The following is a 17,736-nucleotide window of genomic DNA, read 5'->3' as shown; positions in this document are numbered from 1 at the left end:
TGATGTAAATCAATAATTTATGAGTCAAGTAATAAACACAATAGAACTGCGGAATTTAGAACTTGAAGATTATAAGGAGTTGAAAAGCTCCATGATTCAAGCCTATCCTGAAATGGAAAATAGCTATTGGAACGAAGTGCAAATTGAAAAATTATTACAAATTTTTCCGGCAGGTCAATTGGTAATTGTAGCTAATGGAAAAGTAGTAGGTTCAGCACTTTCATTGATTTTGAATGAAGATTTAGTCGATAAAAATCACAACTATAAATCGATTACCGGAAACTATACGTTTTCAACTCATTCTTCAAAAGGAGAAATTTTATATGGTATAGATGTTTTTATTCATCCCAATTATAGAGGATTGCGATTGGGAAGAAGATTGTACGATGCCCGAAAAGAATTGTGCGAACAACTGAATTTGAAATCAATCGTTTTTGCCGGAAGAATTCCAAACTACAACAAACATTCTTCTGAACTTACTCCAAAAGCCTACATCGAAAAAATCAAAAAGAAAGAACTGCATGATCCTGTTTTATCATTTCAATTAAGCAATGATTTTCACGTGATGCGCATTATGAAAAATTATTTGGAAGATGATAAAAGCTCTAAGGAATTCGCTGTTTTATTAGAATGGAACAATATTTATTATGATGAAAGTCCAAAATTAATCAATACTGAAAAGAGTGTTATTCGACTCGGATTGGTCCAATGGCAAATGCGTCCGCTAAATAATCTGGACGAATTTTTTGATCAGGCAGAATTTTTTATTGATGCCGTTTCTGGTTACAGCAGTGACTTTGCCTTATTTCCAGAACTTTTCATTGCGCCATTAATGGCCGATTACAATCATCTTTCAGAAGCGGATGCTATCCGAGAATTAGCAAAACATGCCGAACCTGTCAAAAAGAAGTTCCAAGAATTCGCTATTTCATACAACATAAATATTATCTCTGGAAGCATGCCTTACTTAGATGATGGAGTTTTATACAACGCAGGTTTTCTTTGTAAACGAGATGGAACGACAGAAATTTATACAAAAATCCACATCACGCCCAACGAAGTTTTTCATTGGGGAATTACAGGTGGAGATACCATTCAAACTTTCGACACCGATTGCGGAAAAATCGGAATTGTAATTTGCTATGATGTGGAGTTTCCTGAACTTTCAAGATTAATGGCTGATGAAGGAATGAATATTTTGTTTGTTCCCTTTTTAACGGATACACAAAATGGATATACTCGTGTAAAACATTGTGCGCAAGCTCGCGCCATTGAAAACGAGTGTTATGTTGCAATCGCAGGTTGTGTTGGGAACTTACCCAAAGTTAATAATATGGATATTCAATATGCGCAGGCGGCAGTTTTCACTCCTTCGGACTTTGCTTTTCCGAGCAATGGTGTCAAAGCGGAAGCAACGCCAAATACCGAAATGACCTTGATTGTTGATGTCGATATTAATTTATTAAAAGAATTACACGAACACGGAAGCGTAAAAACCATGAAAGACCGAAGAACTGATTTGTATAATTTGAAAAAAATAAAGTAATATGAATAAAACCTGTTTAGAATGTAGTGAAAAAATTGTCGGTCGTGAGGACAAAAAGTTCTGTAGCGATGGCTGTCGCAATGCCTACAACAACAAAATGAACAAGGACAGCACTAATTATATGCGGAACATCAATAATAAGTTACGCAAAAATTACCGCATTTTAACGGGTCTCAACATTGATGGAAAAGCCAAAGCAACCAAAGCGAAACTATTGAGTAAAGGTTTTGATTTCGAATTTTACACCAACGTTTTAAATACAAGCACGGGAAACACCTACTTTTTTGTGTATGATCAAGGCTACCGCCTGTTGGAAACCGATACCTATATGTTAGTTAAAAAAGACATTTAAGCCAACTAAAAATGAGAAAAAATTTCACTGCCTTATATTCCCTACTAGTGCTATCGGCATTAATTTTTGGCATTTTCACTTGTATGATGCCACAAAGCTACGACGAAACTGAAGCATCACTTTCTGAGTTTTCAACCAAAAGAGCTTTAGATATTGTAAAGGAAATTTCAAAACAACCGCATTATGTTGGTTCCAAAAACCACGAAGTTGTTGCGACGTATCTGCAGAAGGAATTGCAGAATTTAGGATTAGAACCTTCGATTCAGGAAGGATTTACCATGACCGAAAAAGGCACTTTAGTAAAAGCCAAAAACATTATAGTGAAGATAAAAGGTTCGAAAAATTCCAAAGCTTTGCTGTTACTTTCGCATTATGATTCGGCTCCTCATTCGAAATCAAAAGGCGCGAGTGATGATGCTTCGGGAATTGCAACGATTTTAGAAAGTGTTCGTGCTTTTCTCCATAACAAAACAGCGCATAAAAATGACATTATAATTCTTTTTACCAATGCAGAAGAATTGGGATTGAACGGCGCAGCACTTTTTGTAACACAACATCAATTCGCGAAAGAAGTAGGTTTGGTTTTGAATTTTGAAGCACGCGGAAGTTCGGGACCAAGTTATATGCTAATGGAAACCAATGACGGAAACTCAAAAATGGTCGATGCGTTTAAAGCTGGAAACGCTACTTATCCTGTTTCAAATTCGTTGATGTACAGTATTTACAAAATGCTTCCGAACGATACCGATTTGACTGTTTTTAGAGAACAAGGAAAAATTCAGGGATACAATTTCGCTTTTATCGACAGCCATTTTAATTATCATACAGCGCAAGATTCGTATCAAAATTTAGATCCGAAAACGTTGGCGCACCAAGGAAGTTATCTTTTTCCGTTGTTAAATTATTTTTCGAATGCCGATTTAACCAATTTGAATTCGACCGACGACGATGTGTATTTCAATGTTCCTTTCGGATTTATGAGTTATCCTTTTAACTGGATTTTCCCAATGCTGATTCTGGGTTTCGGATTGTTATTGCTGTTCGTTTTTATTGGATTAGGAAAAAGAGCCTTGCGGTTAGACGAAATCATTAAAGGCTTTGTACCGCTTTTAGGTTCGTTGGTTTCAGCAGGATTAATTACTTATGTTGGCTGGAAACTGATGCTGAATTTTTATCCACAATACACTGATATTCTTCAAGGGTTCACCTATAATGGTCATGATTATATTTATGCTTTTGCGAGTTTGAGCTTGGCAATATGCTTTCTATTTTATCAAAATAACGGCAAACGCAATCCAGAAATGAGTCAAATGGTCGCACCATTATTTCTTTGGCTACTAATCAATCTCGGAATTGCTTTCAAACTTCAAGGCGCCGGATTTTTGATTATTCCAGTTCTATTTAGTTCCTTAATGCTCGGATTGTATGTGCTTACGCAAAAGTCGCGTTGGATTTTGAATTGTCTTTTGGCTGTTCCAACCTTAGTCCTTCTTGTTCCATTTATCACAATGTTTCCTGTTGGTTTAGGTCTAAAAATTCTTTTTGGAAGTGCTATTTTAACGGGGTTGACTTTTACTTTACTGTTACCGATTTTTGGTTCATTTGCCAGAAAAGGAATTTGGGCGCTGGCCTTCTTTTTAGTTGCTATCGGATTCTTTATAAAAGCGCATTATTCTTCGGCTTATACTACTGAAAAAGCAAAACCAAATAGCTTGGTTTATATTTTAAATGGCGATACTAATAAAGCGAACTGGGCAACTTATGATACTAATTTGGATGTGTGGACAAAAATGTACTTGGGCGAAAAACCAAAAGACGGTTCGCAGCTAAATAGCACTACTACATCAAGTAAATATGGCTCAAAATATACATTCATGGCTCAGGCACCGTTGCAGAATTTTGCCAAACCAACGATTGAATTTTTGCGCGATACGATAAAAGGAAACCAACATTTGTATAAAATAAAAGTCACGCCAAATCGAAAGGTGAACCGCTACGATATTTTTATAAATAATGCTATTCAGATTAATAGTCTAAGAGCTAATGGCGTGCAATCGATAAATTTTAAAAGCAATATGACGTCTAAAACGTCTAAAAAAATGCTTACGTATTTTGTGGTTGATAATCTTCCGCTGGAACTGGAATTTTCAATTTCAAAAACAGAAAAACTAGATTTAAGTTTAGTCGAAAGTTCGTTTGATCTACTTTCGAATCAGGCATTAAAAGTAAAACCAAGAAATTCAGCAATGATTCCGACACCCTTCGTTTTAAACGATGCCATTATTATAACGCAGAAAATAAAACCTTCTGTCAGAGTAATGGAAGAAGTTCCCATTTTGAGAAATTATCCAAAAAGCAGAGATACTTTAAAAATTGCTGTTGACACTTTAAAAAGATGAAACAAATTTCCATATTAGGCTGCGGATGGCTAGGATTGCCTTTAGCAAAATCATTAATTGGAAACGGATTTTCAGTGCATGGTTCAACGACTTCACCTGAGAAAATTTCAGTTCTAGAAAATATTGGCATTCAAGCTTTTCAAATTGAAATCGGCGAAAGCCAAATTAAAGGAGAAATCAATTTATTTTTAGATAATTCCGAAATTCTGATTATTGATATTCCACCAAAATTGAGAAATGAAGGAAGCGAAAATTTTGTCCAAAAGATTCAAAATCTTATTCCGTTTATCGAAAAATCAGCTGTTGAAAAAGTGATTTTCATAAGTTCAACCTCTGTTTATGGCGATAGCGCAGTTTCTAATTTTATTGTCACAGAAGAAACTAAACCGAATCCAATTACCGAAAGTGGAAAGCAATTGGTAGCAACTGAAATTCTTTTGCAAAAAAATCCAAATTTCAAAACTACAGTGCTGCGATTTGGCGGATTAATAGGCGAAGATCGAGATCCAACCCGCGTATTAGTAGGAAAAAAAATCATTGAAAATCCGGATCTACCCATTAATTTTATTCATCAAAAAGATTGTATCGGAATCATTGAAAAAATTATTGAATTAGGGCTAAACCAAACCGAAACGATTCCTTGGGATTGGCAACAAACCTTCAATGTTGTTAATCCTTTTCATCCAACACGAAAACACTATTATACCCAAAAAGCTTTGGAACTAAATTTGCTTTTACCCGAATTTGATGAAAAAAAACTAGGAACAGGAAAAATAGTTTCCTCTGATAAAATCGAAAATATTTTAAACTATAAATTCGGTTCACTTTAAAATCTATCTTTGATATATTCTAAAATTAAACTCACTAACTATGAATGCAAAGCAGTTCTTTTTATTGCTCTTACTGCCTTCGACAGTATTTGTCAACGCGCAGCAAAATAAAAATGTAGTCGTTCCAAATGAGAATCTGATTACTGAAAATATTCCGGAAATTTCAAAGGATTTATCCAATCAAGTGAAAAAATATACCGAATCACGTGGGGCTTCGTTTGTATCCGTCAATCCAACAAAAGACGAAATTATAATAACCACACGTTTTGGTACCACAAACCAATTGCACAGCGTTTCCCAACCGATGGGCGCGAGAAAACAAATCACTTTTTTTGATGAACCGATGAGTAGTGGCGCATTCGAACCAACAAAAGGCGAGTATATTGTTTATTCTAAAGATAGTGGCGGAAATGAATTTGGACAGCTGTACAGCATGAATCTAAAAACGTTAGCCTCTACTTTGCTGACGGATGGCGGAAGGTCTCAAAACGGTGATCTTACTTGGAAAAAAGATGGGTCGGGATTTTATTTTTCTTCAACCAAACGAAATGGTGGCGATCGCGATATTTATTATATGAATCCGAATGATCCAAAAAGCATTAAACTGATTTTAGAGGTAAAAGGCGGCGGTTGGAGCATTGGAAGTCTTTCTTCTGATGGAAAAATTTTGTTAGTTCAAGAATATATTTCGGCAAACGAATCGCATATATGGACAGTAGATACTGAAACTTCAACATTATCTGAAGTTACCCCTAGAACAGACAAAAATATTGTTCAGACCAAAGCTGAATATTCGCAAAATCCAAATGAGATTTGGTTGGTAACCGATAGAAATAATGAGTTCCAGAGATTGGCTATTATGGACTTATCATCCAAAAAAATCACTTATTATACTTCCTCAATTCCTTGGGATGTTGCGCAATATACTTTGACACAAGACAAAACTAAATTGGCTTTTATAACCAATGAAGGCGGTGTGAACAAATTGTATTTGATGGATACCGCAACTAAAAATTACAGTGAAGTGAAAAATATTCCAATTGGATCAATTGGTGGTATTGGATTTACAAAAAACGGAAGTTCTCTTTTTTTCACGCAATCTACTGAAGATTCTTCTTCAGATGTGTATCAGCTTAAATTAAGTTCAGATGAAATCGTTCGCTGGACGGGAAGCGAACTGGGCGAAATGCAGGTAGAAAATATGTCAAAGCCTAAATTTATTGAATGGAATAGTTTTGATAAATTAAAAATATCTGGCTTTTATTATCCTGCCTCTCCAAAATTTTCCGGGAAAAGACCCGTCATTATTCAAATTCACGGCGGTCCAGAAAGTCAGTCTTCAGCCTCATTTTTAGGCGCCAATAATTACTACACTACTGAAATGGGAATTGCCATTATTTATCCAAATGTTCGAGGTTCATCAGGTTTTGGAAAAACGTATATTGCTAAAGACAACGGATTTTTACGTGAAGATTCTGTAAAAGATATTGGGGCGCTTTTAGATTGGATTGCCTTACAACCCGAATTAGATAAAGACCGAATTATGATTATGGGCGGAAGTTATGGCGGTTACATGACATTGGCGACCGCTTTTCATTACGCAGATAGAATCAAATGTTCTGTGGATATTGTTGGGATTTCAAACTTCAATACGTTTCTGAAAAATACAGAAGAATACCGCAGAGATTTGCGAAGAGTAGAATATGGCGATGAACGAAATCCAAAAATGTATTCCTTTTTGGATAAGATTTCTCCGTTGAACAACACCGATAAAATCAAGAAGCCAATGTTTATTATTCAGGGAACAAACGACCCAAGAGTTCCGTTAACAGAAGCGCTGCAGATGCGTGATAAACTAAAAGCACAGGGAAATACAGTTTGGTATTTGGAAGCAAAAGATGAAGGTCACGGATTCAAGAAAAAGCCAAATGTTGACTTTCAACGCTTGGCTGTAATTAAATTTATGGAAAACTATTTACTCAACTAATTTTAATGAATACCACTGATATCATTGGAATGGTTGGCGTTGGCGTAACACTTATTGCCTATTTCCTAAGTGTTTTTTCAATAATAGATCGAGATGGAGCTTTATTCTTTTGGATGAATATTGTTGGAAGTGGAATTGCTTGTTTTGCTTCGGTATTACTTCTATTTTGGCCCTTCATAATTCTTGAAGGAACTTGGGTAATTATAAGTATTATTGGATTAGTAAAAAGCATAAAAAAACCTCAAGAACTATCTTGAGGTTTTTTATTCTAAATTTTTCTGATTACCAGATTTTTACTCTTTTGGTTGGCTCAACATACATTCCATCACCTTCTTTGATATCAAAAGCGCTGTAGAACGTATCTAAGTTTAACAAAGGAACATAAGCTCTGTACATTCCAGGTGAATGCGGATCTGTTTTAACTTGATTTTTCAAAGCTTCGTCACGCATTTTACTTCTCCAGATGGTTGCCCAAGAAATAAATAAACGTTGTTCTGGCGTGTATCCATCAATTAATCCTGGACTTTTATTTTCTTTCAAGTACAATTGTAAACCGTCATAAGCAGCATTGATTCCGCCTAAATCTCCAATGTTTTCTCCTAATGTAAATTTACCATCAACGTGTATTCCAGGTAAGGGTTCTAAAGCCGAATATTGGTCCGCTAAAGCATCACCTAAAGCAGTGAATTTTTTCAAATCATCAGCCGTCCACCAGTCAACAAGATTTCCTTCTGCGTTATAGGTTGCTCCTTGATCATCAAAACCATGTGAGATTTCGTGTCCGATTACCGCTCCAATTCCACCATAATTTACTGCTTCATCCGCTTTATAATCATAGAAAGGCGGTTGTAAAATCGCTGCTGGGAAAACAATCTCGTTGTAAGATGGATTGTAATACGCGTTTACGGTTTGTGGTGACATTCCCCACTCTGTTTTATCTACTGGTTTCCCCATTTTATCAAGATCAAGTTTCCAGTTCCAATCTGATACATTTTTAAGATTGTCAAAATAACTTCCTCCATCAGCAGGGCTTTTAACAACTAAAGCAGAATAGTCTTTCCATTTGTCAGGATAACCAATTTTAATGGTTAATGCATTTAATTTTTCTTTTGCTTTTACTTTGGTTTCAGCCGACATCCATATTAGGTTATCGATTCTATTTTCATAAGCACGCATCACGTTTTTAATCATTTTATACGCTTTATCCTTTGCTTCTGCTGGGAACATTTTCTCAACATATAGTTTCCCTAAAGCTTCACCAACAGTTCCGTTAACTACTTGAAGCGCTTTTTCGTGACGTGGTCTTTGTTTCAAAGCTCCAGTCAACGCTTTTCCGTAGAATTCCCAGTTAGCCGTTTCAATGTCGGTAGACAATTGTCCTGATGCGCCTCTTATTAAATTCCAACGCATATACGCTTTCCAATCATCAACTTTGTTTTCTGTGAAAATAGTTTGTAAAGCGGCAATATATCTTGGTTGGGAAACAACAACGGTATCCACTTTTGTCAATCCAATACCTTTTAAATACGCATTCCAATCGATTATCGGAGTCATTTTTTGCAAATCACCAATAGCAGTTGGATTGTATTGTTTTTTTGGATCTCTTCTCTCTACTCTGTCCAGTCTGGGTTTAGACATTTCTATTTCTAAAGCCAAAACTTTCACAGCATCTGCTTTTGCTTGTGCTGGAGTTTCTCCAAGAAATGCTAACATTCTAGCAACGTGAACCTGATATTTCTCTCTTTTTTCCTTAGAATCTTTATCCTCTGAAACATAATAATCTTTGTCAGGTAAACCTAAACCGCCTGGTCCAAGACCAACAACATTTCTATTACTATTTTTGTCATCTGCTCCAATTCCAAATCCGAAGAAACCAACGCCTCCGCCTTTAGCTTCTTGTTCCATCATTAATTTTTGTAAATCTTTGACGTTCTTAACGGCATTAATTTTTGCTAAATAAGGTTTGATTGGATCAATTCCTTGCTTGTTTCTTGCCACAGTGTCCATAGCGGCTTTGTACATGCTGATTGCTTTACCTTGATCTGTATTTGGTGCATATTTTGGATTGTTTGTGGCTTCTTTTAAGATTGCCAGTGCGTCCTTATCTGTATTTTGACGCAATTCATCAAAACTTCCCCAACGGGTTTTATCAGCGGGGATCTCGGTATTTTTCAACCATGTTCCGTTTACAAATTGAAAGAAATTGTCTTTTGGACTAATCGACTTGTCCATGAGGGACGTATTGATTCCTGGTGCTTTTTGCTGTGCATTGATTTGAAAAGCACTTGCAATGACAAGAGCAGTTACCAATGTTTTTGAGCTTGAAATGAAGTTCATACGTAGTTGTTTGTTTGTTAGTTTGTACAAATTTATCGTTTCTAAGTAAAGAAAAAATATTTTAACAAAAATATAAGTCTTTAACGCATATAAAATGTTACAATCAATAGCTTGCTTTCGTACTTTTGCACTCCAGATCTTCGGTTAAAAATGATATGAAATAAAAAATTATGTTTGATTTTATAAAAAAATACAGAATTTTCATAGGAACTTTTGCGGTTTTTTCCATCATTACTATTTTCCTTTTTTACAATGTTTTAAAGCCTATTAAAACACTACCAGTATACAATCCTTCAGATGTGAATCCAGAATTGGTGGATTCTACCGTACAATATATAGCTCGTGAACACAAGATTGCCGACTTTTCATTTGTTAATCAAAACGGTAAAATCATTACCCAAAAAGACTACGAAGGTAAAATTTATGTTGCCGATTTCTTCTTTACAACTTGCGGTTCAATTTGTCCTATTATGACCGACAATATGGTTGATGTGCAAAAAGCTTTTGTCCATAATCCGGATGTGATGATTTTGTCCTATACGGTAACTCCAGAAATTGATAGCGTTCCGGTTCTGAAAAAATATGCTTTGAAAAAAGGAGTCATCGATTCCAAATGGAATTTGGTTACTGGCGATAAAAAAGACATTTACACCATGGCACGAAAATCGTATTTGGCAGTAAAATTGGGAAAACCAAGCGAGTTGTACGACATGGTTCATACCGAAAACTTCGTGCTTGTCGATGCTGAAAAACGCGTTCGTGGATTTTATGACGGAACCAAAAAAGAAGAAGTTAAACGCTTAATTGACGATATCAATTGGCTATCAGAAACGGACAAAAATTAGTTAAACTGATAATTATCATTTTATGTTCTATTTTTATGCTTACTTTTGTAATCTTAATTCAATCTAAATAAGCATTGAAAACTACTATTGATTTATTAAAAATTGGAGACAAAGCAACCATCATCTATGTTGATTTGGACAAAATACCTCTAAAACTTTTAGAAATGGGTTGTTTGCCAGATAACGAAGTAGAAGTTTTGCAAATTGCACCACTTGGCGATCCAATATATCTTAATGTAAACAATGGTTCTCATTTAGCAATTCGAAAAGAAACGGCACATGAGATTCAAGTCGAACTGCACGAGAAATAGTCAAAAATGAGTATTCAAAATATTACTGTAGCACTTATTGGGAATCCAAATACTGGAAAAACTTCGGTATTCAATCAGTTAACTGGATTGAATCAACAAGTTGGAAATTATCCTGGAATTACAGTAGAAAAAAAATTAGGCTTTTGCAAATTACCCAATAATATTAAAGCTAATATTCTTGATCTGCCCGGAACTTATAGTTTAAATGCGAGTTCGATTGATGAAAATGTGGTTATTGAATTATTGCTCAACAAAAACGATAAGCTCTATCCTGATGTTGCTGTTGTGGTAACCGATGTTGAAAATTTAAAACGAAACCTTTTACTTTTTACCCAAATAAAAGATTTAGAAATTCCCACTATTTTGGTTGTCAATATGACCGACCGGATGAAATCAAAAGGAATTTCACTTGATATTCCACATTTGGAAGAACAACTTAAAACCAAAATAGTTTTAGTGAGTACCCGAAAAGGAATCGGTATTGACGATTTAAAAAACCAAATTGCCGATTACAAATCATTGTCAACAGAACCTTGTTTGAATGCTTCAAGTATCGATGTGGAGTATTTTAACAGACTCCGAATAGCGTTTCCTAATCAATTACTCTACAAACTTTGGCTGGTGATTACTCAGGACGTAAATTTCCTGAATTTGGAGCGGATAGAAATGAATAGTTCTTTTACAAAACCGCATTCCGAATTAAAAAGAATGCAGCAAAAAGAAACCATCAAACGGTATCAGTTTATCAACGATACGTTGAAAGTTGGTTTGGCGATTGACTCTGAAAATGCTTCTGATTTGCGTTCGAAATTAGATCGGGTTCTAACACACAAAATATTTGGCTACGTAATTTTCTTTGGCGTTTTACTGTTAATCTTCCAATCGATTTTTGACTGGTCGAGTTATCCAATGGATTTTATCGATTCGAGTTTCGCATCTTTAGCGGATTTTGCAAAAAAACATCTTCCTGCTGGAGAATTCACCAACCTAATCAGTGAAGGAATCATTCCAGGAATTGGAGGAATCGTCATTTTTATTCCGCAAATAGCCTTCCTATTTCTCTTCATTTCCATGCTCGAAGAAAGCGGTTATATGAGTCGTGTTGTTTTCTTGATGGACAAAATTATGCGTCGTTACGGACTCTCGGGGAAAAGTGTTGTGCCTTTAATTTCGGGCACTGCTTGTGCAATTCCGGCAATTATGAGCGCAAGAAATATCGAGAACTGGAAAGAACGATTGATCACAATTTTAGTTACGCCTTTCATAACCTGTTCAGCGCGTTTGCCAGTGTATGCCATCATCATTGCATTGATAATTCCCAATAAAAGGTTATTTGGAGTCTTCAGCTTACAAGGTCTAACCCTGATGATTTTATATCTTTTAGGATTTGCAATGGCGATTTTTTCCGCGTTCATTCTGAATAAGATTTTAAAACTTAAAACAAAATCGTATTTTGTTGTTGAAATGCCCAATTACAAATTGCCGCTTCTCAAAAATGTTGGTATCAATGTTCTTGAGAAAACAAAATCATTCGTTTTCGGAGCTGGAAAAATCATTTTAGCCATCTCCATTATATTATGGTTTTTGGGTTCGCACGGACCGGGAGAAAAATTTAAAAATGCGCAACAAATCATTGAAAATGAAGTTTATTCAAGTCAGAATAAAATAAATCCATCGGTTATCCCGGACAGAGTTTCGGAGTATAAACTAGAGAATTCTTACATCGGAATCATCGGAAAATCTATTGAACCTGCAATTAAGCCCTTAGGTTACGATTGGAAAATCGGAATTGCTGTCGTGACCTCTTTCGCTGCACGTGAAGTTTTTGTAGGAACCTTAGCAACCATTTATAGTGTTGGAAGTCAAAGTGACGACGAATCGACTATAAAAAACAGAATGGAAACTGAAGTGCGCGCCGATGGTTCTAAAGTTTTCAACTTTGCCACTGGCGTTTCGTTGTTGTTATTTTACGCTTTCGCGATGCAGTGTGCGAGCACGGTTGCCATCACTAAAAAAGAAACTAACTCTTGGAAATGGCCCATAATTCAATTGGTTTTCATGAGTGGATTTGCCTATTTAACGGCGCTCCTAGCGTATCAATTTTTGAAATAAAAGATTTAAAAAATTATTATTTATATTTTGTCTAAATAAGAATAATATTTATCTTTGTCGAAAATTATATTATTTAGACATGCGCGCTACATTATTCGTCTTACTTTTTACAACTATATATTCTTCAACTTTTGCCCAAGATCAATTTGAAGAATTCGATAACGATACCATAAAAAAATTGGCTCCTGTAGTCTTATTTGCCAAACAACAAAGCCCAGAAAGAATGCCAGAAACGAAAGGCAATGTGCTGTTTTCGGGTAAAAAAAATGAGGTTTTAAAGCTTTCCAATATAAATGCAAATCTTACGACCAATAACGCACGAGAAGTTTTCTCAAGGATTCCCGGAGTAACGGTCTGGGAAAACGAGGGCTCTGGAATTCAAATAAACGTAGGTGTTAGAGGTTTGAGTCCGAATAGAAGTTGGGAACTCAATACACGGCAAAACGGTTATGATATTTCGTCCGATGTTTTTGGATATCCTGAAGCATATTACAATCCACCGCTGGAAGCAGTTGAAACGATTCAATTAATTCGTGGTGGCGCATCATTACAATTCGGACCTCAATTTGGCGGAATGTTAAACTATATCTTAAAACGAGAAACTAAGAAGAAGTTTTCTTTTGAAACACAAAACACGGTTGGTAGTTATAACTTAATAAGTTCTTACAACGCCATTGGTGGAAATTTTAAAAAGTTCTCTTACTATATTTACAACCATTCCCGAAGTGGCAATGGATGGCGCGATAATAATCGTTTCACAGTTAGAAACACACACGCCTTTTTAGAATATCGCTTTACAGGTAAAACTAAAATTGCTGCTGAATACACTAATTCCGATTACGAAATGCAGCAACCAGGGGGTTTAACCGATGCACAATTCAATGACAATCCGAGACAATCAGGAAGAAAACGAAACTGGTTTGGAACACCATGGAATGTCTTTTCTCTTAGTTTGGACACAAAAATTAACGAAAATTGGGATTTCAACACAAAACTATTTGGCGTAATTGGCGAAAGAAATAGCGTTGGTGTTACCACTACTCCAAACATTGAAGATGCAATCAATCCTGCAACTAACAACTATTCTAATAGACAAGTAGACCGTGATTTCTACAAAAACTTTGGACTAGAAACCAGAAGTATATACCGATATAGCCTTGGGAAAATAAAAAATAATCTGGCATTTGGTATTCGGATGTATCAGGCAAAAACAGAGAGAAAACAACAAGGACAAGGAACAACAGGTTCAGATTTTGATCTGTTTGTTGAAAATGAATATCCAAGAGATTTAGATTTTACTACGAGAAATTTGGCCATTTTTGCCGAGAATCAATTTAAAATAACAGAAAAGTTTAGTGTAACACCAGGTTTACGTTATGAATATATTTCATCTGTCGGCAACGGAAGATTAGGAATTAGTTCTGGCGATGCTATTGTATTAGCCGAAAAAACAATTACTAGGAACCAACCCTTGTTGGGAATTGGATTTGAATACAAATTCAGAAGTACTAATATTTATGCCAACATTACTCAAGCTTTCCGCCCAGTTTTATTTTCCGATTTAACACCGCCAGCAGTTACGGATGTAATTGATCCCAACTTAAAAGATGCTTCAGGTTTTAACGCAGATTTAGGATACCGCGGCACTCATAATGGCTTTTTAAATTTTGACTTCAGCTTATTTTACCTGAGTTATAACAATAGAATAGGTGGCGTTCGACAATTTGTAAACAACGATCCAACGCAAGGAACTTTCTTGTTCAGAACCAATTTGGGAGAAACAGTAAATAAAGGAATTGAAGGATTTGTAGATCTAAATGTTACCCGATTTTTCGGCGTTGAAAAACCATATGGTAATTTAGATGTTTTTGCAACTGTTTCGTTTATCGACTCTAAATATGTTGATTTTACAACATTTACAACAGCAGGAACCGCTCCAAATATCATAATTACAGAAAGCAACTTATCGGGTAATCGCGTAGAAAATGCGCCACGCTACATTCATAATGTTGGAGTGTCATGGAGTAATAATAATTTTTCAACTACGATTCAACATAAAATTTCAGGAAAAATATTTACCGATGCTACTAACACGCAAACTGCTTCTGCAAATGGCGTTACTGGAATAGTAGATGCCTACCGCGTTTTTGACCTATCAGCAGAGTACAAGTTTCTAGACAACTACAACGTTCGGGCTGGAGTTAACAATTTTACTGACGAAGTATATGCCACAAGAAGAAGTGGCGGATATCCTGGCCCAGGAATTTTACCCAGCGAAGGAAGAACATTCTACGTTAGTATTGGAGCCAAATTTTAAATGAAAATAAAATCATCTCATTAGCTTGAGATACTTTATATTTACTCATGGAATTTCAAGAAACATTAGTTTATCTTACTGTTGCAATAGCTTTACTTTTTATTATCCGAAAATTTTTTTGGAAAAAGAAATCAAAGAAAAACTGTGGCGATGACGGCTGCGGTTGTCATTAAACTATTTTAACATAAAGATTATTTGCAATACTATTAGAAACCGTTACCGTGTTATCTTCTACTTTAATTTTCAACGACAAATCGAATTCTTCCTTAGCTAGTACGCCAATTTTACAACCTAAAGTGATTTGATTTTTGTCTAAATATTTTAGAAATTCTGCTGAAGAATCTTTGACACCTACACAAATTCCTAATTGATTTTCGTTTAGCTCAGAAAGCAAAAATTTTTCTACTTTAATGATTTTGCCGTTTGCATCTGGAATTGAATCTCCGTGGGGATCTTCAGTTGGATTGCCTAAAAAATCATCTAATTTATTAATCAGTTTCTCAGATTTTATGTGTTCCAATTGTTCGGCAATATCATGAACTTCGTCCCAAGGAAAATGCAATTTATCAACCAAGAAAACTTCCCAGAGACGGTGCTTTCTAACAATCATTTTTGCTGATAATTTTCCGGTGTCTGTTAAAGAGACCCCCTTGTACTTTTGGTAAACAATTAGTTCCTTTTCCGAGAGTTTCTTCAGCATGTCTGTAACCGACGAAGCTTTGGTTTCCATTTTTTCGGCAATCGCATTTGTGCTTACTTCTCCTTCTGAAATTGTGGCGAGATGGTATATTGTTTTGAGGTAATTTTCTTCTGAAAAAGTCATTTTTTATTTTTTTACGATAAATAAAGGTATTGAAATCTTGTGCCGTAATTTATCAACGGTAGTACCAAAAAGCAGGTCTTTAAATCCGGTATGACCGTGGGTTCCCATGACTAAAATATCAAAATTTCCTTCGTTTATAATTTTAGGTATTGTGGCGTTTGGTTTCCCAAACCCAAGTTTGATTTCAACTTTAAACCCTTTTTCGTTTAGCATTTTCTGATATTCCTTGAGTAATTTTTCATCTATAATAGTTTCATGATCATCAACATCATTACCGTAAAGAATTGCTCCAACGGTTTCTACAACGTGAATTAAAGTATAGTTAGCCTCAGTTCCACCAAGCTCAAAAGCACTATTGATAGCAATTTCATCTGCAGCTGAAAAATCTACCGAAATGGCAATGTTCTTTTTATCATATGATTCTGATTTTGAAAAATTGAGTTTCATATTGTGAGGAGAATGGTTTTCGATATTGTGTTTCGTCTTTGTAATAAAAGGTTTAAAAACAATATAAAGCAACAAAATCAAAAACCCAAATGCCAACGGAACAACAGTAAACCAGAGGATTATGGGATTTTCCGAAGTTTCTAACCAACCTTCAATTTCGTTATAAACTAATTTGGCATTCAAGGAAACGATGATTATGGCTATGAGCCAAGAAGCGATTTGTGTAATTCTAGAAATGTGAAACCCTTTCATTTTCGATTTATCGCTCACAAAATGTATCAACGGAATGATGGCAAAACCAAGTTGCAAACTTAAAATCACTTGACTTAAAATCAACATTTTTCCAGTGACGCTTTCGCCAAATATCGAAATGACAATTACCGCTGGAACTATCGCGATTAACCTTGTAATAATTCGTCGAACCCATGGTTGAATTCTTAAATTAAGATACCCTTCCATTATGATTTGACCCGCTAAGGTTCCTGTGATCGTAGAACTTTGTCCAGCTGCAATTAGAGCAACGGCAAATAAAATTGGCGCCCATTTACTGCCTAACATCGGTTCTAAAAGCCGGTGCGCATCTTGAATTTCGGCAACTTCAAACAATCCTGCTTTGTAAAATGTGGCTGCAGCCAAAATTAAAATCGCCGCATTGACAAAGAATGCCAAGTTTAATGCAATGGTAGAATCTATGAAATTATACTTTAAGGCTTGCTTTATTCCCTCTTTGGTACGGTCAAATTTTCGGGTTTGTACCAAGGACGAATGCAGGTATAAGTTGTGGGGCATTACGGTAGCGCCAATAATTCCGATTGCGATATACAACGCTGCTTCTGAAGGCATTGTTGGGATTAATCCACGGAAAACTTCCGTAACATTAGGTTCAGCAAAAACCATTTCAAACATAAATGAAAAACCAATAATGGCCACCAAAGCAATGATAAAGGCTTCCATTTTTCGCATTCCTTTATTGATTAAAAAAAGCAATAAAAACGTATCTAAAACGGTAATCAGTACACCGTTGATTAGCGAAATATCAAACAGTAAATTCAACCCAATTGCCATTCCTAGCACTTCGGCCAAATCGCATGCGGCAATAGCAATTTCGGCTAAAAAATAGAGAATATAGTTAATTGGTCTCGAATACGTTTCTCTCGAAGCTTGTGCCAAATCTCGTTGGGTAACAATTCCCAATCGGGCACTTAAACTCTGCAAAAGCAAAGCCATGATATTACTCATTAATAAAACCCAAAGCAGGGAATAGCCAAACTGACTTCCTCCAGCTAAATCGGTAGCCCAATTTCCAGGATCCATATAACCTACAGAAATTAAATAGGCAGGACCAAAAAACGCTAATATTTTTCGGAAAGTGGATGTTTTACCTTGAGTGGAAATCGATTCGTTTACTTCTTCTAATGACTTGCTCATAT

The 17,736-nt window shown here is 35.6% G+C and carries 14 protein-coding genes; 11 read left to right on the top strand and 3 right to left on the bottom strand.

The features are described 5' to 3' along the window. Positions 1-19: 19 nt before the first annotated feature. Genes PSU83_RS10290 through PSU83_RS10265 form a run of 6 tightly spaced genes read left to right on the top strand, consistent with a single transcriptional unit; the run spans position 20 to position 7,371 of the window. The gene (locus tag PSU83_RS10290) at positions 20-1,546 is read left to right on the top strand and encodes a bifunctional GNAT family N-acetyltransferase/carbon-nitrogen hydrolase family protein (protein ID WP_300589339.1); all 1,527 of its coding nucleotides are present in this window, start codon (positions 20-22) and stop codon (positions 1,544-1,546) included. 1 nt (position 1,547) lies between these two features. Beyond that, on the top strand, positions 1,548-1,898 hold the full coding sequence (locus tag PSU83_RS10285) for a hypothetical protein (RefSeq protein ID WP_300589338.1): 351 nt from the start codon (positions 1,548-1,550) through the stop codon (positions 1,896-1,898). Positions 1,899-1,909: 11 nt separating this feature from the next. Then, complete coding sequence (locus tag PSU83_RS10280) at positions 1,910-4,297, top strand: M20/M25/M40 family metallo-hydrolase (RefSeq protein ID WP_300589337.1); 2,388 nt, start codon at positions 1,910-1,912, stop codon at positions 4,295-4,297. Continuing rightward, complete coding sequence (locus tag PSU83_RS10275; protein ID WP_300589336.1) at positions 4,294-5,127, top strand: SDR family oxidoreductase; 834 nt, start codon at positions 4,294-4,296, stop codon at positions 5,125-5,127. The genes PSU83_RS10280 and PSU83_RS10275 overlap by 4 nt, the downstream gene beginning before the upstream one ends. A 40-nt stretch (positions 5,128-5,167) precedes the next feature. Then, entirely contained in the window at positions 5,168-7,114 is a 1,947-nt protein-coding gene (locus PSU83_RS10270) for an alpha/beta fold hydrolase (RefSeq protein WP_300589335.1), read from the top strand. Between the two features lie 5 nt (positions 7,115-7,119). Then, on the top strand, positions 7,120-7,371 hold the full coding sequence (locus tag PSU83_RS10265) for a hypothetical protein (protein ID WP_300589334.1): 252 nt from the start codon (positions 7,120-7,122) through the stop codon (positions 7,369-7,371). 25 nt (positions 7,372-7,396) lie between these two features. Here the strand turns inward: PSU83_RS10265 and PSU83_RS10260 are convergent, their stop codons facing one another. Then, positions 7,397-9,451 carry a M13 family metallopeptidase gene (locus PSU83_RS10260; RefSeq protein ID WP_300589333.1) on the bottom strand — a complete coding sequence of 685 codons (2,055 nt, stop codon included), beginning with the start codon at positions 9,449-9,451 and terminating at the stop codon, positions 7,397-7,399. Between the two features lie 170 nt (positions 9,452-9,621). Here PSU83_RS10260 and PSU83_RS10255 point away from each other — a divergent pair, with 170 nt between their 5' ends. The 5 genes from PSU83_RS10255 (at position 9,622) to PSU83_RS10235 (ending at position 15,209) form a co-directional block, all read left to right on the top strand. Next, positions 9,622-10,296 carry an SCO family protein gene (locus PSU83_RS10255; RefSeq protein WP_300589332.1) on the top strand — a complete coding sequence of 225 codons (675 nt, stop codon included), beginning with the start codon at positions 9,622-9,624 and terminating at the stop codon, positions 10,294-10,296. Positions 10,297-10,370: 74 nt separating this feature from the next. Then, complete coding sequence (locus tag PSU83_RS10250; protein WP_300589331.1) at positions 10,371-10,607, top strand: FeoA family protein; 237 nt, start codon at positions 10,371-10,373, stop codon at positions 10,605-10,607. Positions 10,608-10,613: 6 nt separating this feature from the next. Continuing rightward, entirely contained in the window at positions 10,614-12,719 is a 2,106-nt protein-coding gene (feoB, locus tag PSU83_RS10245) for a ferrous iron transport protein B (RefSeq protein ID WP_300589330.1), read from the top strand. A 79-nt stretch (positions 12,720-12,798) separates the two neighbouring features. Further along, positions 12,799-15,036, top strand: a complete 2,238-nt coding sequence (locus PSU83_RS10240; RefSeq protein WP_300589329.1) for a TonB-dependent receptor — start codon at positions 12,799-12,801, stop codon at positions 15,034-15,036. A 47-nt stretch (positions 15,037-15,083) separates the two neighbouring features. Next, on the top strand, positions 15,084-15,209 hold the full coding sequence (locus tag PSU83_RS10235; protein ID WP_300589328.1) for a FeoB-associated Cys-rich membrane protein: 126 nt from the start codon (positions 15,084-15,086) through the stop codon (positions 15,207-15,209). Here PSU83_RS10235 and PSU83_RS10230 read toward each other — a convergent pair. Together PSU83_RS10230 and PSU83_RS10225 are read right to left on the bottom strand one after the other, a co-directional pair. Then, a complete protein-coding gene (locus PSU83_RS10230) occupies positions 15,206-15,859 on the bottom strand; it encodes a metal-dependent transcriptional regulator (RefSeq protein WP_300589327.1) in 654 nt (217 codons plus the stop codon). The two genes, PSU83_RS10235 and PSU83_RS10230, sit on opposite strands and share 4 nt — an antisense overlap. Before the next feature lie 3 nt (positions 15,860-15,862). Next, on the bottom strand, positions 15,863-17,734 hold the full coding sequence (locus PSU83_RS10225) for an Nramp family divalent metal transporter (RefSeq protein WP_300589326.1): 1,872 nt from the start codon (positions 17,732-17,734) through the stop codon (positions 15,863-15,865). Positions 17,735-17,736 lie beyond the last annotated feature (2 nt).

Source organism: Flavobacterium sp. (genome assembly GCF_029945805.1).
Taxonomy (GTDB): domain Bacteria; phylum Bacteroidota; class Bacteroidia; order Flavobacteriales; family Flavobacteriaceae; genus Flavobacterium.
Note: the sequence above shows the minus strand (reverse complement) of the source record. Positions and strands in the feature narration are given on the sequence as shown.